17 protein-coding genes are annotated in these 17,766 nt (G+C 67.9%); 8 read left to right on the top strand and 9 right to left on the bottom strand.

Features of this window, described 5'->3' with window-relative positions:
* The first annotated feature begins 2 nt into the window (after positions 1 to 2).
* Positions 3 to 1,544 carry a long-chain fatty acid--CoA ligase gene (locus GNX71_RS23365; protein WP_206174632.1) on the top strand — a complete coding sequence of 514 codons (1,542 nt, stop codon included), beginning with the start codon at positions 3 to 5 and terminating at the stop codon, positions 1,542 to 1,544.
* Positions 1,545 to 1,580: 36 nt separating this feature from the next.
* Here GNX71_RS23365 and GNX71_RS23360 read toward each other — a convergent pair whose 3' ends face one another.
* Positions 1,581 to 2,420, bottom strand: coding sequence for a hypothetical protein (locus GNX71_RS23360; protein WP_206174631.1), 840 nt, complete (start codon positions 2,418 to 2,420; stop codon positions 1,581 to 1,583).
* Positions 2,421 to 2,620: 200 nt separating this feature from the next.
* Between GNX71_RS23360 and GNX71_RS23355 the strand changes: the two genes are divergently transcribed.
* Entirely contained in the window at positions 2,621 to 3,277 is a 657-nt protein-coding gene (locus tag GNX71_RS23355) for a DUF1345 domain-containing protein (RefSeq protein WP_206174630.1), read from the top strand.
* Positions 3,278 to 3,286: 9 nt separating this feature from the next.
* Here the strand turns inward: GNX71_RS23355 and GNX71_RS23350 are convergent, their stop codons facing one another.
* From GNX71_RS23350 to GNX71_RS23340, 3 genes are read right to left on the bottom strand one after another with little or no spacing between them, the layout of a single operon-like run.
* Positions 3,287 to 4,219, bottom strand: a complete 933-nt coding sequence (locus GNX71_RS23350; protein ID WP_206174629.1) for a DMT family transporter — start codon at positions 4,217 to 4,219, stop codon at positions 3,287 to 3,289.
* Between the two features lie 14 nt (positions 4,220 to 4,233).
* Positions 4,234 to 4,731, bottom strand: a complete 498-nt coding sequence (locus GNX71_RS23345) for a methylated-DNA--[protein]-cysteine S-methyltransferase (protein WP_206174628.1) — start codon at positions 4,729 to 4,731, stop codon at positions 4,234 to 4,236.
* A gap of 6 nt (positions 4,732 to 4,737) precedes the next feature.
* Positions 4,738 to 6,339, bottom strand: a complete 1,602-nt coding sequence (locus tag GNX71_RS23340; RefSeq protein ID WP_206174627.1) for an Ada metal-binding domain-containing protein — start codon at positions 6,337 to 6,339, stop codon at positions 4,738 to 4,740.
* Between the two features lie 110 nt (positions 6,340 to 6,449).
* Here GNX71_RS23340 and GNX71_RS23335 point away from each other — a divergent pair, with 110 nt between their 5' ends.
* Together GNX71_RS23335 and GNX71_RS23330 are read left to right on the top strand one after the other, a co-directional pair.
* Positions 6,450 to 7,832 (top strand): phosphomannomutase/phosphoglucomutase, encoded by a 1,383-nt coding sequence (locus tag GNX71_RS23335; RefSeq protein ID WP_206174626.1) that lies wholly within the window; start codon positions 6,450 to 6,452, stop codon positions 7,830 to 7,832.
* 8 nt (positions 7,833 to 7,840) lie between these two features.
* Complete coding sequence (locus GNX71_RS23330; protein WP_206174625.1) at positions 7,841 to 9,223, top strand: 3-deoxy-D-manno-octulosonic acid transferase; 1,383 nt, start codon at positions 7,841 to 7,843, stop codon at positions 9,221 to 9,223.
* A gap of 139 nt (positions 9,224 to 9,362) precedes the next feature.
* Here the strand turns inward: GNX71_RS23330 and GNX71_RS23325 are convergent, their stop codons facing one another.
* From GNX71_RS23325 to GNX71_RS23310, 4 genes are all read right to left on the bottom strand, one after another.
* Positions 9,363 to 10,904, bottom strand: coding sequence for a TolC family outer membrane protein (locus tag GNX71_RS23325; protein WP_206174624.1), 1,542 nt, complete (start codon positions 10,902 to 10,904; stop codon positions 9,363 to 9,365).
* Positions 10,905 to 10,926: 22 nt separating this feature from the next.
* Positions 10,927 to 11,262: a rhodanese-like domain-containing protein gene (locus GNX71_RS23320; protein ID WP_206174623.1), complete on the bottom strand. Its 336-nt coding sequence runs from the start codon at positions 11,260 to 11,262 to the stop codon at positions 10,927 to 10,929.
* Positions 11,263 to 11,275: 13 nt separating this feature from the next.
* Positions 11,276 to 11,953 carry a protein-L-isoaspartate O-methyltransferase gene (locus GNX71_RS23315; protein ID WP_206174622.1) on the bottom strand — a complete coding sequence of 226 codons (678 nt, stop codon included), beginning with the start codon at positions 11,951 to 11,953 and terminating at the stop codon, positions 11,276 to 11,278.
* A gap of 90 nt (positions 11,954 to 12,043) precedes the next feature.
* Complete coding sequence (locus tag GNX71_RS23310) at positions 12,044 to 12,721, bottom strand: TetR/AcrR family transcriptional regulator (protein WP_206179630.1); 678 nt, start codon at positions 12,719 to 12,721, stop codon at positions 12,044 to 12,046.
* Between the two features lie 104 nt (positions 12,722 to 12,825).
* Between GNX71_RS23310 and msrA the strand changes: the two genes are divergently transcribed.
* The 4 genes from msrA (at position 12,826) to GNX71_RS23290 (ending at position 17,079) form a co-directional block, all read left to right on the top strand.
* A complete protein-coding gene (gene msrA, locus GNX71_RS23305; RefSeq protein WP_206174621.1) occupies positions 12,826 to 13,377 on the top strand; it encodes a peptide-methionine (S)-S-oxide reductase MsrA in 552 nt (183 codons plus the stop codon).
* Between the two features lie 31 nt (positions 13,378 to 13,408).
* Positions 13,409 to 13,804, top strand: a complete 396-nt coding sequence (locus GNX71_RS23300) for a hypothetical protein (RefSeq protein ID WP_206174620.1) — start codon at positions 13,409 to 13,411, stop codon at positions 13,802 to 13,804.
* A 78-nt stretch (positions 13,805 to 13,882) separates the two neighbouring features.
* Positions 13,883 to 15,982, top strand: coding sequence for a TonB-dependent receptor (locus GNX71_RS23295; RefSeq protein ID WP_206174619.1), 2,100 nt, complete (start codon positions 13,883 to 13,885; stop codon positions 15,980 to 15,982).
* 146 nt (positions 15,983 to 16,128) lie between these two features.
* Complete coding sequence (locus tag GNX71_RS23290; protein WP_206174618.1) at positions 16,129 to 17,079, top strand: AEC family transporter; 951 nt, start codon at positions 16,129 to 16,131, stop codon at positions 17,077 to 17,079.
* Between the two features lie 311 nt (positions 17,080 to 17,390).
* Here the strand turns inward: GNX71_RS23290 and GNX71_RS23285 are convergent, their stop codons facing one another.
* Positions 17,391 to 17,744 carry a hypothetical protein gene (locus tag GNX71_RS23285; protein ID WP_206174617.1) on the bottom strand — a complete coding sequence of 118 codons (354 nt, stop codon included), beginning with the start codon at positions 17,742 to 17,744 and terminating at the stop codon, positions 17,391 to 17,393.
* Between the last annotated feature and the right edge of the window lie 22 nt (positions 17,745 to 17,766).

Raw genomic sequence — 17,766 nt, 5'->3', positions numbered from 1 at the left:
CCATGCGCCTCGTCGACTACCTGGACAAGGGCGCCCAGTCGGGCGCCGACGCGCCGTGCCTCTGCATGGGTGACACGCGGCTTTCGTACGGCGACGTGCAGCGCCTGAGCCACCGCGTGGCCCGCGCGCTGCAGCGCAGCGGCGTTGCGCCGGGCAGCAAGGTGGCGGTGCTGTCGAGCAACGACCCGGTCGCCTTCGCCTGTGTGTTCGGCGTGTCGCGCGCCGCGGCCGTGTGGTGCCCGATCAACCCGCGCAACGAGGCGGCGGAGAACCGCTTCGTGCTCGATGCCTTCGACTGCAGTTGCCTCATCTTCCACAGCAACTACGCGCCGCTGGTCGAGCAGATGCGCGCCGATCTGCCCAAGGTGAAGACGCTGGTGTGCCTCGACCAGGCGATGCCGTATGCGCCATCGCTCGACCAATGGCTTGCCGGCGCGGACGACGCACCGATCGACGTGTCCGTGATCGACGACGTCGCGATGATCGCCGGCACCGGCGGCACCACCGGCCAGCCCAAGGGCGTGATGCTCTCGGGCCGCAACCTCGAGACCATGTCGGCGCTCACGCTGATGGGCTACCCGTTCGAGGGCCGCCCCGCCTATCTCGCGCTCGCGCCGCTCACGCATGCTGCCGGTGTGCTGTGCCTGCCGGTGATGGCGCTCGGTGGGCAGGTGGTCATCATGCCCAAGCCCGATCTGGCCGAGTTCCTCGCGCTGATCGAGCGCCACCGCATTACTCACACCTTCCTGCCGCCGACGCTGATCTACATGCTGCTGCAGCATCCGCAGCTTGCCGCGACGAAGCTCGATTCGCTGCAGTGCTTCTGGTACGGCGCTGCGCCCATGTCGGCCGCGCGGCTCGAAGAGGCGCTGGAAAAGATTGGCCCCGTCATGGCGCAGCTCTTCGGTCAGACCGAGGCGCCGATGATGATCTCGATGATGTCGCCGAAGGAGCACTTCAACGCCGATGGCTCGGTGGCACGGCAGCGCCTTTCTTCGGCAGGCCGGCCCGGCCCGCTGGTGCAGGTCGGCGTGATGAATGGCGATGGCGCATTGCTGCAAACTGGCGAGAGCGGCGAGATCGTGGTGCGCGGCTCGCTCGTGATGCTCGGCTACTACAAGGACCCGAAGGCCACCGAGGAGGCCTCGCGCCACGGCTGGCACCACACGGGCGACATCGGTTACCTCGACGCCGACGGCTTTCTCTACATCGTCGACCGCGCCAAGGACATGATCATCTCGGGCGGTTTCAACGTCTACTCCGCCGAGGTGGAGCAGGTGCTGATGCAGCACCCCGACGTGCAGGACAGCGCCGTTGTCGGCCTGCCCGACGAGAAGTGGGGCGAGCGCGTGGTGGCGGTGCTGCAGCTGCATGCCGGCCGGCAGGTGGATGCGGAAGACATCAAGGCCTTCGTCAAGGCACGCATCGGCAGCGTGAAGGCGCCCAAGCAGGTCGAGGTGTGGCCCGACCTGCCGCGCTCCAAGGTGGGCAAGGTGCTCAAGAAGGAAGTGCGCGCGTCGCTGCTGCCGACAACACCGCACTGACGGCGGCGAGGGGGCCGCCGCAGTGCGTCGTGCGCGTCAGAAGCGCGCCTTCAGGAACGCCGACGGGCCTTGCAGCCGCACCTTGAGCCGCGAGTCGGCGGTGCTGCCGTCGCGGGTCAGGTCGATGTTGGTCACGCCATAGGAGACCACCAGGCCCACGTTCTTCACCGGGAACCACTCGACGCCGGCCGAGGCGTTGTAGATGTTGCCGTGGAAGCGGCCGCTGCTCTTCCAGACGCCTGAGGCGTCGGCGAACAGCCGCAGGTCGGGCGTGATGGCATGGCGCACGCCGAGCTCGAGCAGCGGCGCGATCGCGTTGTCGCTCGAACTCTCGTTCAGCGTGCCGACCTGGCCGTTCACCCCGGCGAGCGCGGTGATGCCCAGTGTCGCGCGGTAGTAGGCCGCGCCGGCGCCCAGGCCGAACACGGTGTTGCCCGAACCGAGCCACCACTTGTACGAGAGCTTGGCGAAGTCCAGCTTGGTGCTGAGGTTCGCATTGCCGAGGGTGCTCAGCGTGCCGAACGGGCCAAGCGAGGTGCTGTTGCCGAACTGGCCGCCGTAGTCGCGCTTGTACTGGTAGTAGTCGAAGGAGATGCCCTGGCTGTCGCCGATCAGCAGGTCGGCGCTGATGCGGGGCATCGTCACCCGGCCGGGCTTGATGTCGCCCGTCTGCAGCGTCCCGTAGGGCGTGGCCACCGAGGCGTTGAGCTTGGGATCGGCACTGAAGCCGCCCACCGAGAAACTGAACCGGTCCAGCGCCGGCGAAGGATCGGCCAGCGCAGGCGCGGTGGCGAAGAGAAAACCCGAACCCACGAGCGCGCCGAGGGCGCCGAATCTGAACGTCCAGTCGAACGGACGGGAGCGAAGCGACAGCATGAGAATCCTTGAGAAGAAAAAAATGAAGGCCTCGGGCACATCGCATGGCGCAACGGTCTTCGACTGCGCGTGATGCCTCGCGGCCAGACTCCCTTGAACCAGCCGTACCTTAGTGATGCGGCGCAGCACATCGAATGCGTCGAATGCGGGTCTTCTTGTAGGAATTTCTTGATGGCGCGAGGGCGGCGCTACAGTGCCGCATGCGCAAACACCTCTCCACGACCACGGGCCCGCAACGTCTTCTCTATGGCACGGTGGTCGGTGCCGCCGTGGCGCTGGCACCCTGGCCGTTCGGCGGCATGGCGCGCGGGCTGGCGGGCTGGTGCGCAGGGGTGCTGGTGTACCAGCTCCTGACCTGGTGGCTGATCGAGACCTTCGATGCGCGGCGCACGCGCGAACGGGCGCAGTCGCTGGACCAGCCCAACGTGATGATCCTGGTGTCGATGCTGGTGGTTGTGGCGGTGAGCGTGGTCGCCATCGCGATGCTGTTGCAGCAGGTCAAGCAACTGACGGGCTGGGAGCGTGCGGGCCACGTCGTGCTCGGCGTGGTGGCGCTGGTGGGCTCGTGGCTGATGATGCACACGATCTACGCCTTTCACTACGCGCACCGCTACTACATCGACCAGAAGGGCGGCACGCCCGATGGCGGCCTCGACTTTCCGGGCAAGGACGACGCCCCGGACTACTTCGATTTTCTCTACTACTCGTACGTGATCGGCATGACCTCGCAGGTGTCCGATGTGCAGGCCACCTCGCGCGAAATGCGGCGCATCACGCTGGTCCACAGCGTGCTGGCCTTTGCGTTCAACATGCTGGTGCTGGCGCTCTCGGTCAACGTGGTGGCCGGCGCCATCTGAGCGCCGGCGTCAGGCTGTCTTGGGCTTGGGGCCGAGGCGGACGATGCCGGTGGAGAGCGCCACGCCGCACACGATCACCACAGCAGAGATCAGCATCCACTGCGTGATGTTCTCGCCAAGGAACACAGCGCCGTAGAAGAGCGCGAACACCGGCACCAGGAAGGTCACGGTCAGCGCGCGTGCCGGGCCGGCGCGTTCGATCAGCCGGAAGAACAGGATGTACGCCACGCCCGTGCAGGCGATGCCGAGCGCCAGCAGCGCGAGCCATGCGCGCAGGCTCGGCATCTGCGCGGGCCAGAGCCAGATGGCCGGCAGCGCGAGGAAGAGCGTGGCGCCGAGTTGGCTGCCCGTCGCGGTGGCCAGCGGCGGCACCCCGCCCAGGTAGCGCCGCGTGGCGCTGGCCGAGATGCCGTAGCACAGGCACGCGCCGAGACAAGCGATCACCGCCCACAGCGCGGCGTTGCTGCTGGCACCCGCGTGCAGGCCCGCGCTGCGGCTCGCGAGCATCGCGACGCCGGCAAAGCCGATGACCAGCCCGGCAATGCGCGAACCGTTCGGCCGTTCGCGAAACCACGCCCAGGCCACCAGCGCGCCGAACATCGGCACAGTGGCGTTGATGACGGCGGCGAGGCCGGAATTGATGGTCAGGAGCGCAAAGCAGAAAAGCGCGAACGGCATCCCCGAATTGAAGACGCCGACGCCGAAGGTGGCCTTCCAGTGCGTGGCAATGGCCGGCCCCTGCCCGCGCAGCAGCGCGATCGGCAGCAGGAAGAGCGCGGCGATGGCCACCCGCACCGCCGCCGTCGGCAGCGCGCCGAATTCGGCCGCGCCGATGCGCATGAAAAGGAAAGACGCTCCCCACAAGGCCCCGAGCAATGCGAGATCGATGAGCCAGGGCTTGGCGGTGCTGGTGGCGATGTTGTTCTGTGTTGTTGTGCTCATGCGTCTCTCGGTTTTTATCTCGCGCCTTCCAGTTCGAGGAGGGCGGTCTTGCGATGAAGCCCGCCAGCGTAACCGGTCAACGAACCATCGGAGCCCAGCACGCGATGGCAGGGCACGATCACGCTGATCGGGTTGCGCCCCACGGCCGCGCCCACCGCGCGCACCGCGGCCGGATTGCCCACATGTGCGCTGAGTGCGCCGTAGGTCATCGTCTTGCCCGCGGGAATTGCGAGCAGCGCCTGCCACACGCTCTGCTGGAACGCGGTGCCGTGCGACAGGTCCAGCGGCATGTCGAAATCGTTGCGCTTGCCGGCGAAGTAGTCGCGCAGTTGCGTGCCGGCCTCGATGAGCGCGGGGTGGTCGTCTTTCGCGATCCAGCCCGTGGTGTCGGGCCAGTGGCGCTGCTGGTCGAACCAGACGCCGGCCAGGCCCTGGTCGGTGGCCGCCATCGTGATGCCGCCGAGCGGCGTGTCGATGTGCGAGGTGTAGATGGTCTTGCTCTTGAACTTCATGACATTTCAGGCTGCGACGCCTGCCGTGGTGATGTTGGAAGAATCTGCCGCCGCGTCCGGGGCGACTGTGGGAGAAGAGGGAGAGGGCGCATGCCAGGCCCGCAGCACCGCATAGCTGCGCCAGGGGCGCCACGCCTGCGATGCCTCGCTGGCCGCGCGTGCGGTGGTCACGCCCAGCGCCTTCTGCAGTGCGATGTCGCCGGCCGGGAAAGCGTCAGGCCAACGCAGCGCGCGCATCGCGATGTATTGCGCGGTCCAGGCGCCGATGCCGGGGAGCTCCTGCAGCGCGGCGATGGTCGCGGGCACGTCGGCGCCCGCATGCAGCGCCAGCTTGCCGCTGGCGACTTCGCGCGCAATGGCCTGCAGGGCGGCTTGCCGCTGCCGCACGATGCCCAACTGTCCGAGTGCATCGCCGCTTGCCGCCGCGAGCGCCGCGGGTGTGGGAAACAGCTTGTCCAAGCCGTCGATGGGCGTAGCGATGGGTTCGCCGAACGCCTCGACCAGCCGCGAGCCCAGCGTGCGCGCCGCGGCCACCGTGATCTGCTGGCCCAGCACCGCGCGCACCGCGAGCTCGAAGCCGTCGACCGTGCCCGGCACGCGGAGGCCGTCGCCGTGCGGAAAGGCCGCATGGAGCGCCGCATTGATCGCCATCGGTTCGGCATCGAGATCGAGCATGGCGCGGGCCCGGCTGATCACGATCGGCAGCACTGCGGCCAGCGAATCGCTGACCGACAGCAGCATCTGCTCGCGTTCGATGTCGAAACGCAGCTGCAGCCATCCGGCGTGGGCTTGCCCGCCTTGCTGCACGCGCAAGGTGCGGGCGAGGCGCACATAGGTCGGCGTGCTGCCCTTGGCGGGCGCCTTGCCGTCGGCCGTCGCCGCCACCTCGACACCACGCAGCGCGCGGCGCGCGAAGAAACCGAGCATCGCATTCACGTCGTAGGGCGGACGAAAGCCCAGGCGCACCTCGATCGCCTTGCCTTCGCGACCCTGGGTGCCACCCGCGCGCCGCAGCGCACTCGGGTTGAGGCCGTAGTGCTCGACGAAGGCGGCATTGAAGCGGCGCACGCTCGCAAAACCGCTGGCCAGTGCCACCTGCGTCATCGGCAGGCGCGTGTCGGCGATCAGTTGCTTGGCGGCCAGGAGGCGGCGCGTCTGCAGGTATTGAAGGGGGGAGACGCCGAACTGCGCCTCGAAGATGCGCCGCAGGTGCCGGTCGCTCACGCCCAGGCGCGCAGCGATCTGCGCCGCGCCGGGGCCGTTGTCATCACCATGGGTCCATGCGTCGGGCTCGTCGATCAACCGTGCGGCCTGCAGCGCGAGGATGCGCGAGGAATCCTCGGTCGACCAGCTGGCCGCGCGCGGCGCCAACTCGGGCCGGCAACGCAGGCACGGGCGAAAGCCCTCGGCCTCGGCCTGCGCCGCATGCACGAAGAACCGGCAGTTCTCGCGCCGCGGCAGCTTGACGCGGCACACCGGCCGGCAATAGATGCCGGTGGAGGTCACAGCGGTGAAGAACGACCCGTCGAAGCGCGCATCGTGCGTCTTCATCGCCAGGTAGCAGGCGTCGCTCTCGAGCGCTTCAGAGGGGGCGTGGGGGGTAGGCATGGGCAAATGATACGGTTTCATCCCGTTTCGACTGGCCGTTTTCGGACATGTGGGCACACGGGGCGTTGCCTACAATGCCCCGTTCCAAAACCCACAGGGAAACGCCTCTCATGCAGCTCAGCGCGTCGATCTTCAAGGCCTATGACATCCGCGGCGTCGTGCCCGTCACCCTCGATGCCGAGGTGGCGGAAGCGCTCGGTCGCGCGTTCGGCAGTGCCGCCCGCGCTGCTGGCGAGAAGGCGGTGGCCGTGGGTCGCGATGGCCGCCTGTCGGGCCCCGCACTGGCCGAGGCGCTGATCAAGGGCTTAGTAGCCACAGGCGTCGAAGTGATCGACGTGGGCGCGGTGACCACCCCCATGCTCTATTTCGCGGCCCACACGCTGTGCACGAGCGGCATCCAGGTCACCGGCAGCCACAACCCCAAGGACTACAACGGCTTCAAGATGGTGCTGGCCGGCCGCGCGATCTACGGCGACGAGATCCAGGGCCTGCGCAAGACCATGGAAGACGGCACCGCCAAGCTCGCCCCCGGCGGCAGCGTGCGCAAGGTCGATGTGACCGACGCCTACGTCAAGCGCATCGCCGGCGACATCAAGCTCACGCGCCCGATGAAGATCGTGGTCGATTCGGGCAACGGCATCGCGGGCGCAACGGCCCCCGCCATCTTCCGCGCCATCGGCTGCGAGGTGGTCGAGCTCTTCAGCGAGGTCGATGGCGACTTCCCCAACCACCACCCCGATCCGAGCAAGCTGGAGAACCTCAAGGACCTGATGGCCGAACTGGCCAAGGGCCAGGCCGAACTGGGGCTGGCCTTCGACGGCGACGGCGACCGCCTGGGCATCGTCACCAAGGACGGCCAGAACATCTTCCCCGACCGCCAGATGCAGCTCTTCGCACAGGACGTGCTCTCGCGCGTGCCGGGCGGCACCATCGTCTACGACGTGAAGTGCTCGCAGCGCCTCGCGCCGGCCATCGAGGCCGCGGGCGGCAAGCCGCTGATCTACAAGACCGGCCACTCGCTCATCAAGGCGAAGATGAAGGAAATCGATTCGCCGCTCGGCGGCGAGATGAGCGGCCACATCTTCTTCAAGGAGCGCTGGTTCGGTTTCGACGATGGCACCTATGCCGGCTGCCGCCTGCTCGAAATCTTGAGCAAGAGCCCGGATGCGAGCGACGTGCTCAACGCGCTGCCCACCAGCTTCTCGACGCCCGAACTCAACGTGGCCTGCGCCGAAGGCGAGCCGCATGCGGTGGTCGACACGCTCGTGAAGGGCGCCAGCTTCGCCGCGCCTGCCAAGGTCTCGACCATCGATGGCCTGCGCGTGGACTGGCCCGATGGCTTCGGGCTGATCCGCGCTTCCAACACCACCCCCGTGCTGGTGCTGCGCTTCGAAGGCCAGACCGATGCGGCGCTCCAGCGCATCGAAGCCGAAATGCTCGCGCTGCTGCGGACCGTCAAACCCGACGCCAAGCTGGCCGAAGCTTCCCACTGACACCACCCGTGCGTTCCCTGCTGCTGCGCCTGTACGGCGCCTTCACCACCGTCGTGCAACCGCTGGTGCGCCGCAAGTTGCGGCGCCGCGCGGAGGCCGAGCCGGGCTATGCCGTGGCCGTCGAGGAGCGCTTTGGCCACTACGACGAATTCATCACCGGCGAGGCCCAGTGCTGGGTGCACGCGGTGTCGCTCGGCGAGACGCGCGCGGCCGCGATCCTCATCGCCGAGCTGCGGCGGCAGTACCCGGGCATTCCGATCCTGCTCACGCACGGCACCGCCACCGGCCGCGAGGAGGGCGCCAAGCTGCTCGAGCCCGGCGACACGCAGGTCTGGCAGCCGTGGGACACGCCGGGCGCCGTCGCGCGTTTCCTGGACCGCTTCAAGCCGCGCATCGGCGTGCTGATGGAAACCGAGGTCTGGCCCGAAATGGCCGCGGCCTGCGCCGAGCGCCGCATTCCGCTGGTGCTGGCCAATGCGCGGCTCAACGAGAAATCGCTCGCTGCGGCTGAGCGCCTGGGTTGGCTCGCGCGGCCCGCCTACTCGGCGCTCACGGCCGTCTGGGCGCAGACCGAAGCCGATGCGCACCGGCTGGTGTCGCTCGGCGCCAAGGTGGCCGGCATCTACGGCAACCTCAAGTTCGATGCGACGCCCGACGCACGGCAGCTGACCGCGGCGACCTCGCTGCGCGAGCGCCTGCCCAAGCCCATGGTCGTGCTCGCAAGCTCGCGTGACGGCGAGGAGCGGTTGCTGCTCGACGTGCTCAAGCGCTTCGGCGCAACGTCGCCCGTGCCGCCCGAGCAGGGCGCGATCCGCTCGATCGCCAAGCGCGTGCACGACGTGCAATGGATGATCGTGCCGCGCCATCCGCAGCGCTTCGACGAAGTGGCGGCGCTGATCGAATCGCAGGGCTTCGCAGTCGCGCGCCGCAGTGCGGCGGGCCAACCGACGGATGCGGAGATCTGGCTCGGCGATTCGCTCGGCGAGATGGCGCTGTACTACGGCCTGGCCGACGTGGCGCTGCTCGGCGGCAGCTTCGAGCCGCTGGGCGGGCAAAACCTCATCGAGCCGGCCGCATGCGGCTGCCCGGTGGTGATGGGCCCGTCGACCTTCAACTTCGCCGAGGCGGCGCAGCTGTCGCTGGCGGCCGGTGCGTCGCTGCGCGTCGAAGGCATGGAGCAGGCGGTGACGGCGGCGCTGAAGCTGGTCGAGAACCCCGAGCGTCGTGCGGCGATGGCGCAGGCCGCGCTGGCGTTCTCGTCGTCGAACCGTGGGGCCGCAGAGCGTACGGCGGCGGCTGTGCTGGCCATTGCGCAGGCGGCGGAGCCTGTGGTGGCGGAGAACGCGCCGCTGGCTGACGAACCCGAGCGCGCGGAACCGACCCTGGACTGAGCTTGCCTTGCTCCTTCCCCTTCCGAGGGAAGGCTGGGATGGGGGCAAGCGTCCAACGAGCGCTGTGTAGGGGGCGAGGCCGTCGTGCCCCCACCCCAACCCTCCCCCGAAAGGGGAGGGAGAAAGCCTCCACCCTCGTTCAGCGCACCGGCGGATTCACGATCACCGGCGGCACCGGCGCGGTTGGCATCGTCGGCGGCGCCGGATTGAACGGCTGCACCGGCACCGGCGGCACCACCGGAATGCTGGGCGGCGTCACCGTCGTCGAAGGCGTGGAAGAACGGTCCGCAGGCGTGGGCGAAGGCACCGCCGGCGTGCTTCCATTGCTTGCCAGCGTCGCATTGATCGCATTCATGTCTGCCGTCGTCAGCGTGCCGTTGGCCTGGCGCAGCTTCAGGTTGCCCAGCAGCACGTTGTAGCGCGCCTGCGCGAGGTCGCGCTTGGTCTGGAACAGTTGGCTCTGCGAGTTGAGCACGTCGATGTTGATGCGCACGCCCACCTGGTAACCGAGCTTGTTGGCGTCGAGCGCGCTCTGGCTGGAGGATTCGGCCGCTTCCAGCGCCTTGACCTGGCCCGCACCCGACACGAGGCCCAAGTACGCCGCGCGCGTGGCCTGGGCCACGCTGCGCCGGGTGCCGTCGAGCACGCTGCGCGACTGGTCTTCGAGCGCCAGCGTTTCCTTGATGCGGTTCTCGGTCGCGAAACCCGCGAAGAGCGGCAGGTTGAAGGTCACGCCGACCGTGGCGGCGTTGACGCGCGTGCCCACGGTGCTGGTGCTGGTGCCCGTCGGGTTGCGCGTGACGTTGTAGCCCAGGTTGGCGTCGAGCGTGGGCTTGTGGCCGGCCTGCGCCTTCTGCACTTCGAGCCCGGCCACGTCGAGGCCCAGGCGCGCCTGCTGGATCGCGGGATGCACCTCGTCGGCCTGCGCGACCCAGGCGTTGATGTCCGCCGGTTGTGCGGTCGGCAGCACGACCGGCACGGCCAGCGGCACCGGCACGCTGCCGGGGCGGCCGACGAGCTGGTCGAGCACGATCTTCTTGACCTGCAGGTCGTTCTCGGCGGCGATCTCCTGCGCGATCACCAGGTCGTAGCGGGCCTGGGCTTCGCGCGAGTCGGTGATGGTGGAGGTGCCGACCTCGAAGTTGCGCTTGGCCGAGGCCAACTGCTCGGCCACGGCGACCTTTTGCGCGCGCACGAGCGCCAGGCTGTCCTGGCTCGCGAGCACGTCGAAATACGCCTGGCTCACGCGCACGATCAGGTCCTGCTCGGCGGTGGTGAGCACCGCCAGCGCGATCTCCGTCTGGCGCTTGCCCTGCTCGTAGGTGGCCCAGTTGGCGGGACGGTAGAGCGGCTGCGTGGCGTTGATGCCGGCGTTCTGCGTGTTGAAGTCGCGCGAGGCGCTGGCGCCGCGGCTGGTTCCGGTGAGGGTGTCGATGTCCAGGTTGCTGCGGTTCACGCCGGCCGTGAGCCCGACGGCGGGCAGGATGCCGGCCTTGGCCTGCGCGGCGCGCGCGACGTTGGCGTCGTACTGCGCCCGCGCGCCCTGGTACGTGGCGTCGTAGCCGCGGGCGGAGTCATAGAGTTCGTTCAGTGTCTGGCCCTGGGCCGGCAGTGCAAGCAAGGTTGCGATAACGCTGGCGAGTGCTGCGGAAAGTGGCAGAAGCCGGGGCCGTGGAGGCATTGAACGTCCTTGAGGGAAAGAATCAGTAGCGCGGGACCGAAGGGTCGTGCGTTGACCAGGCGTCGATGCCGCCCGCCACGTTGGCGAGCTGGTCAAAGCCGTTCTGGTTCAGGAAGGCGGCCACGCGCTGGCTGCGCGCGCCGTGGTGGCAGAGGCATGCAATGCGCTGGCCTTCGCCGAGTTCGGCGAGGCGGCCCGGAATTTCATTCATCGGGATTGCCACCAGCGTGAAGCCTGCGGGCGCGACGCTCGCCGTCTGCAATTCCCACGGTTCGCGCACGTCGAGCAGCACGGGGGCGGCATCGGCGTCCTGCGCGAACCAGGCGGCGAGGTCGGCGGGGCGGACTTGATCGATCATGCGTGCGGCCCGCTCAGAACGAGAAGCGCGAGGGCTCGGGGAAGTTCAGCAGGCGCGGCGCCACGGTGTCCCAGGGCTGGACCGTGTCCCACTTGCTTTCGCTCGAGCGGGTGACGAAGTGGGCACGCATCATCGGCTCTTCGCCCACGATGGCCGCGAGGCGGCCGCCGACCTTGAGCGAACCCAGCAGGTTCTGCGGAATGCGGGCGACCGAGCCGCTCAGCACGATCACGTCGAAGCTCGGGCCGCTGGGCAGGGGCACGGCGCCGTCCGCATGGCGCACTTCGACGTTGCTCACGCCGTTCCGGCGCAGCGTCTCGGCGGCGCTGGCGGCCAGCACGGGGTTGATTTCGAGCGACAGCACCTGGGCGGCGCGGGCGCCGAGCAGGGCGGCCATGAAGCCCGAACCGGTGCCGATTTCGAGCACGGACTCGTGTTTCTGCACTTTCAGGTCATGCAGCGTGCGGGCCTCGACCTTGGGCGACAGCATGAATTCGCCGGGCACGGAGCCGTCGAGCAACGGCAGTTCCATGTCGAAGAAGGAGAGCGTGCGGTGGGCTTCCGGCACGTAGTCTTCCCGGTGGATGGTGGCCAGCAGGTCGAGGATGTCCAGGTCCAGCACATCCCAGGGGCGGATCTGCTGTTCGATCATGTTGAAGCGCAAGCGCTCGAGGGTGGGGGTGGGGTTCATGGCGTGGCTTTCCTTGTGGGCTCAGGACAAACCTTCAATTTTAGGTGGCCCGGATGACGCCAGCGGCCCGCTCGGCCATACAAAAGTCTTTCATGCCTTGTCTCCGGGGCGCACGCTGAGCCCGTAAAGCACGGTTTCGGCCTGGGTGGCGACGAATTTTTCGGGGTCCAGGGCGCTTTCTCCGTCGACACAAACCATGGCCGAATGCTTCCAGAGCATCAGGAAGACCATGGGCGCGATCACCGAATAGATCGCGTGGTCGATGTCGACCGGCGCGAATTCACCGCGGTCGATGCCGCGCTGCAGGATGCGCCGCAACAGGTCGTGGCCGGGGCGCACTACCTGCTGGCGGTAGAACTCCGCCAGCTCGGGGAAATTGCCGCCTTCGCTCATCATGAGCTTGGTCAGGCCCGAGGCCTTGGTCATGCCCACGCGCTCCCACCACACGTTCATGCAGTAGCGCAGCATCTCGGCGGTGGTGCCTTCGAAGGCCTCGAATTCGGCGTTCCATTCGGTGAAACGGCCGCCCAGGCTTTCCATGATCACGGCCTTGAAGAGCTCTTCCTTGCTCGGAAAATACAGAAAGAGGGTGCCCTTGGAGACCCCGGCGCGCGCCGCCACTTCTTCCGATCGGGTGGCGGCAAAGCCTTTTTCGACGAACAGGTCGAGCGCGGCGGCCAGCAATTCGCCGGGGCGCGCTTCCTTCCGGCGTTCGCGCTTGGAGCGGACCGGGCAGAACTTGTCGACAAGGGAGCGTGGGGTGGACATGTGGGTTAATGACTCGCGGGTTAGTAATGTAGTGACCGGCATCTGTCACGTCAAGCCGCGACAATATCGGGTTCGCCGATTCCCAACCTGCCGGAGCAGTGCCCATGTCTTCCTCACCGTCGCCCACCGAAACCATCGTGATTGGCGGGGGCTGCTTCTGGTGCACCGAGGCCGTCTTCGACCGTGTGCAGGGCGTGGTGGACGTGGAGTCGGGTTATTGCAACGGGCAGGTCGTCAATCCAACCTACGAGCAGGTCTGCACCGGCCGCACCGGCCATGCCGAGGTCGTGAAGCTCGAATTCGACCCGGCCCAGATCAGCCTGCGCGAGATCCTGGAGATCTTCTTCGTCGTGCATGACCCGACAACGCTCAATCGCCAGGGGAACGACGTCGGCACCCAGTACCGCAGCGGCATCTACTACACGAACGACGCGCAAAAGCAGGTGGCGCAAGACGTCATCCGCGAGATCGAGGCCAGCAAGACCTACAGCTCGCCCGTCGTGACCGAGGTGGTGCCACTCGCCAACTACTCGACGGCCGAGGCCTACCACCAGGACTATTTCCTGAACAACCCGAACCAGGGCTACTGCGCGTTCGTCGTCGGCCCGAAGGTCGAGAAGTTCCAGAAGACCTTCGCCTCCCGCGTCAAGGCCTGATCAAGGCCTGATCGACCAGCCCTCCGTTTCCGTGCAGCTCGCCACCCGTCAATCCCCGCACTTCTCGACCCGCGCGATCCTCGTCGTGCTGGCGATCGCGCTGTGGTTCGCGGGCACGCTGGGCGTGATGCACCGTTCGCTGCATGTGCCCGGCCTGCCGGCTGCGGCGGCCACCGTCCAGGCGGCACAGGCCGACAAGGGCGCCCACGTCCACGCGGGCCACGGCGTGGTCAGCCTCTTCGGCGATCACACCGACGCCGAGTGCCGGCTGTACGACCAGCTCTCGCACGGATCGAGCGTCCCCGGCGTGCCGCTGGTGGTGCTGCCGGTGCTGCTGCCCTCGGCCACTTTTGCCTATCTGCAGGGCGAGGCCATCGCCCGCTGGGTTGCGCTCTTCGACGCGCGCGGCCCGCCTTCCACTCGCTGAATCCCCCCGTGTTCCGGTCGCTGCGCCTGCCTAGTGCGGGTGACGGCGTGCCGTCCATTGATTCAACGAGTGTTCACCATGATTCCCAATTTCCGTCGCAACGCCATCGGCGTCGCCGTTCTCTCGCTCGCCTTCGCCGCCGCGTCCCATGCCCAGGAAACCGTCCAGGCCCAGGCTCAACCCGCCAATGACGCCAGCCTGCCCGCGATCACCGTCACCGGCAATCCGCTCGGCGCCAGCGACCTGATCGCGCCGACCGTCACGCTCTCGGGCGAAAAACTCCTGCTGCGTTCCGACTCGACGCTCGGCGAAACGCTCAACAACCTGCCCGGCGTGAGCAGCAGCTACTTCGGCCCCAACGCGAGCCGCCCGATCATCCGCGGACAGGACGGCGACCGCATCCGCATCCTGCAGAACGGCGGCGGCGCGCCCGACGCCTCGGCGCTGAGCTACGACCACGCGGTGCCGGTCGACGCGCTGGTCACCGACCGCATCGAAGTGCTGCGCGGTCCCTCGGCGCTGCAGTACGGTGGCAGCGCGGTGGGCGGCGTGGTCAACGTGATCGACAACCGCATCCCGACCGAGCCCATCAACGGCTTCGGCGGCCGTGCCGACCTGGGCTTTTCCACCGGCAACAAGGAAAAGAACGGCGGCGTGGTGCTCGAAGGCGGCAACGACCGCTTCGCGCTGCACGTGGACGCCTTCAACCGCGACTCGAAGGACGTCTCGGTGCCCATCGACCTGAACTGCGAGAAGCCCGGCTCGCCGTGGCGCGCCCGCAAGATCTGCAACTCGGCCAACGAGGCGAACGGCGGCGCGGTCGGCGGCACGCTGTTCTTCGACCAGGGCTGGATCGGCGCCTCCGCCAGCACCTACCGCAGCAACTACGGCACCGTGGCCGAGGACGATGTGACCATCCGCATGAAGTCCGACCGCTATGCGCTCGAAGGCGAATGGCGCCCGGGCGGCATCATCAGCAGCATCCACGCGAAGGTGAGCCACACCAACTATCGCCACACCGAGTTCGAGGGTCCCGAGGCCGGCACTACCTTCTCGAACATGAGCAACGACCTGCGCATCGAGGCACGTCACCAGAAGATCGGCAACTTCGAAGGCCTGGTCGGCTTCAGCAGCGAGACCAACCGCTTCGCCGCCGATGGCGAGGAGGCCTTCGCTCCGCACAGCCGCACGCGTTCCAACGCGCTCTTCCTCTATGAAGAGTACGGCGCCTCGTGGGGCAAGCTGAGCTTCGGCGCGCGCACCGAGAAGGTCCGCATCCGTTCACTGGGCTATCCGGACGATCCGTCGATCACCCGCTTTGCGATCGGCGAGCGCACCTTCAATCCGCACAGCGCGGCGTTCGGCGCGCTGGTCAACCTCACACCGCAGTGGCAGCTGACCTCGAACCTCGCCTACACCGAGCGCGCACCGAAGGACTACGAGCTGCTCGCCAACGGCCCGCACGTGGCCACCGCCGCGTGGGAGGTGGGCGACCCGAACCTGAAAAAGGAAAAGTCGACCGGCCTGGACCTTGGCGCGCAATGGAAGTCGGGCCCCAACACGGCCCGCGTGAATGCCTACGTCACGCGCTTCAGCAACTACATCGGCCTCACCGCCTCGGGCCGCACGCTCGATGAAGAAGGCCAGGTGGTGACCGACCCGGCCGCGACCGACACGCTGGCCGAATACGTCTACAGCGGCGTGCGCGCGCGCTTCACCGGCATCGAGGCCAACGGCAACCTGCGCCTCCTGGGCAACGACGGCTTCGCGCCGATGCCCGACGCCTCGACGCTCGACCTCGAATGGCGCGGCGACGTGGTGCGCGCGAAGAACCTGGACACCGGCGAGCCGCTGCCGCGCATCGCGCCGTTCCGCACGGGCGCGACGCTGGTCTACGGCAACGGTCCGTGGAGCGCGCGCCTGGGCTTCGACTACAACGCGGCGCAGCGCCATGTGCCCAGCGTCGGGGCGCGCGAGACCGATGCGTACACGCTGTGGAACGCCGCGATCTCCTACCGCATGAAGGTGCAGCGAGCCAACCTCACCTGGTATGCGCGCGTGGACAACATCACCAACAAGCTGGCCTACAGCCCGACGTCGATCCTGACGACGACGGTGTATCCGAACGCGCCATTGCCGGGGCGTTCGCTGAAGGTCGGGTTGCGCGTGACGTTCTGATGCTGCATGGCTCCCTCCCCCTTTGGGGGAGGGCAGGGGTGGGGGCAAGCGGCGTGTGACGAGGCCATGGCTTCTGCAGGCGCCGCTTGCCCCCATCCCAGCCTTCCCCCAGAGGGGGAAGGAGCAAGGCAGCTTATCCTCGATGGGTGAACTCCTTCGTCATCTCTTCGCTGCTCCCCGTCGTCATCCTGATCGCCGCGGGCTACCTGGCCGGCAGGCGCCGATGGATCGGCGGCAATGCGGTGAAGGACCTGTCGAACCTCATCTTCCTGCTGCTCGCGCCCGCGCTGCTGTTCCGCGCCATGAGCACGGTGCATGTGCAGGAACTCAGCCTCAAGCCAGTTGCCGCGTACTTCATCGCCTCCGGCCTGCTGTTCGCCGGCACGCTCGCGCTGCGCGGGTTCAATCGCACGGCCGCGGTGATCGCGCTGGCCAACACCTACAGCAACACCGTGATGATCGGCATCGCGCTCGTCGGCCTCGCCTATGGCGAGGCGGGCATGGTGGTGCTGCTGACGCTCATCTCGCTGCACTCGCTGGTGCTCATGACCAGCGCCACGCTCGTGCTCGAACTGGCCGTGGCGCGCGAGCACGCGGTGGTCAGCGGTGAAGAGAAGCGCTCGATGGCGCGCACCGTGCTGCGCGCGCTGCGCAACGCCATCATTCACCCGGTGCCGCTGCCGATCATCGCGGGCCTGCTGTTTGCGCAGACCGGCCTCGTGATGCCCGAGGTGATCGACAAGCCCATCCAACTGCTAGGCCAGGCCTTCGGCCCGGTGGCGCTCGTCATGGTGGGCATCACGCTCGCGCTCACGCCCATCGGGCGGCACTGGCGCGGCGCGCTGGTACAGGCGCTGGTGAAGAACCTGCTGCATCCGCTGCTGGTGGCCGGCATCGGCTGGCTGCTCGGCGTGCGCGGCATCCCGCTCACCGTGATGGTGGTGGCGGCGGCGCTGCCCATCGGCGCCAACGTGTTCCTGTTCTCGCAGCGCTATCGCACGGCCGAAGACCTCGTCACGGCCAGCGTCGCCGTGTCGACGGTGCTGGCGCTGGGCACCCTGACGCTCGTGATGGTCTGGGTGCAGTGGCTTCCCTGAGAGGCTGAGAAGGTGTGAACGAACCCGTCATGCCCGCTCATCCCGCCCAGACACACCCGCTCGGCGTTGCAAATGCTCGCCATAGCCCGAGCTATGGCTGCGCTTTGCGCCTTGATCGGGCGCGCCTGGGCGGGCTGCTCGGGCACGCCGGATTCATTCACACCTTCTGAGTCCTTCGGTTTCCCCTTCGCAGCCGGCTCGCGGTCTTTCGCTTTATCGGCCGCCCGCCAGCCCCTATGCCGTTTGGCAGAGGTGGCCGTTTGGTGGGATGGCGCACGACGCCCACCGCCCTACATTTGCCGGCTGATGAATTACCCGGCGTGCTCTTCGCCCCTTGTTGCTATGGCGGTGGTCGCGACGGTGATCGCGCTCTTCGGCGCACCCGCGCAGGCGGCGGCCGATGGCAAGCCGTGCAGGACGCCGTGCCTCTCGGTCAACGTGCCGCGCGAGGCGCCCGAAAGGCCGGCGGAGGCCGAAGCGAAGCCCGCAACCGCAGCCAGGCCGAACGCAAAGCCCAGGCCGCAGGCCACGGCGTTGGCCGCGCCTCTGCCGCATCCATACGAAGCGCAGAGAGAGCCCGTGGCGAAAAGACCCACGCCCTCGAAACGCTGCACCGACATCAACATGCGCGCCGCCGTCGGCGAGCCGTTGTCGGACGAGGACATGAAGACATTGAGGAGCCAGTGC

It is taken from the genome of Variovorax sp. RKNM96, assembly GCF_017161115.1.
GTDB lineage: Bacteria > Pseudomonadota > Gammaproteobacteria > Burkholderiales > Burkholderiaceae_C > Variovorax.
The sequence above is the reverse complement of the archived record's forward strand: the minus strand, read 5'-3'. Positions and strand labels throughout refer to the sequence as shown.

Excerpts from the sequence above, each read along its gene's own strand:
- GNX71_RS23335 (WP_206174626.1), top strand. The coding sequence starts at position 6,450 with ATGCAGCTCAGCGCGTCGATCTTCAAGGCCTATGACATCCGCGGCGTC.
- GNX71_RS23310 (WP_206179630.1), bottom strand. The coding sequence starts at position 12,721 with ATGTCCACCCCACGCTCCCTTGTCGACAAGTTCTGCCCGGTCCGCTCC.
- GNX71_RS23345 (WP_206174628.1), bottom strand. The coding sequence starts at position 4,731 with ATGAAGTTCAAGAGCAAGACCATCTACACCTCGCACATCGACACGCCG.
- GNX71_RS23350 (WP_206174629.1), bottom strand. The coding sequence starts at position 4,219 with ATGAGCACAACAACACAGAACAACATCGCCACCAGCACCGCCAAGCCC.
- GNX71_RS23365 (WP_206174632.1), top strand. The coding sequence starts at position 3 with ATGCGCCTCGTCGACTACCTGGACAAGGGCGCCCAGTCGGGCGCCGAC.
- msrA (WP_206174621.1), top strand. The coding sequence starts at position 12,826 with ATGTCTTCCTCACCGTCGCCCACCGAAACCATCGTGATTGGCGGGGGC.
- GNX71_RS23285 (WP_206174617.1), bottom strand. The coding sequence starts at position 17,744 with ATGTCCTCGTCCGACAACGGCTCGCCGACGGCGGCGCGCATGTTGATG.
- GNX71_RS23360 (WP_206174631.1), bottom strand. The coding sequence starts at position 2,420 with ATGCTGTCGCTTCGCTCCCGTCCGTTCGACTGGACGTTCAGATTCGGC.
- GNX71_RS23340 (WP_206174627.1), bottom strand. The coding sequence starts at position 6,339 with ATGCCTACCCCCCACGCCCCCTCTGAAGCGCTCGAGAGCGACGCCTGC.
- GNX71_RS23295 (WP_206174619.1), top strand. The coding sequence starts at position 13,883 with ATGATTCCCAATTTCCGTCGCAACGCCATCGGCGTCGCCGTTCTCTCG.
- GNX71_RS23355 (WP_206174630.1), top strand. The coding sequence starts at position 2,621 with ATGCGCAAACACCTCTCCACGACCACGGGCCCGCAACGTCTTCTCTAT.
- GNX71_RS23315 (WP_206174622.1), bottom strand. The coding sequence starts at position 11,953 with ATGAACCCCACCCCCACCCTCGAGCGCTTGCGCTTCAACATGATCGAA.
- GNX71_RS23325 (WP_206174624.1), bottom strand. The coding sequence starts at position 10,904 with ATGCCTCCACGGCCCCGGCTTCTGCCACTTTCCGCAGCACTCGCCAGC.
- GNX71_RS23320 (WP_206174623.1), bottom strand. The coding sequence starts at position 11,262 with ATGATCGATCAAGTCCGCCCCGCCGACCTCGCCGCCTGGTTCGCGCAG.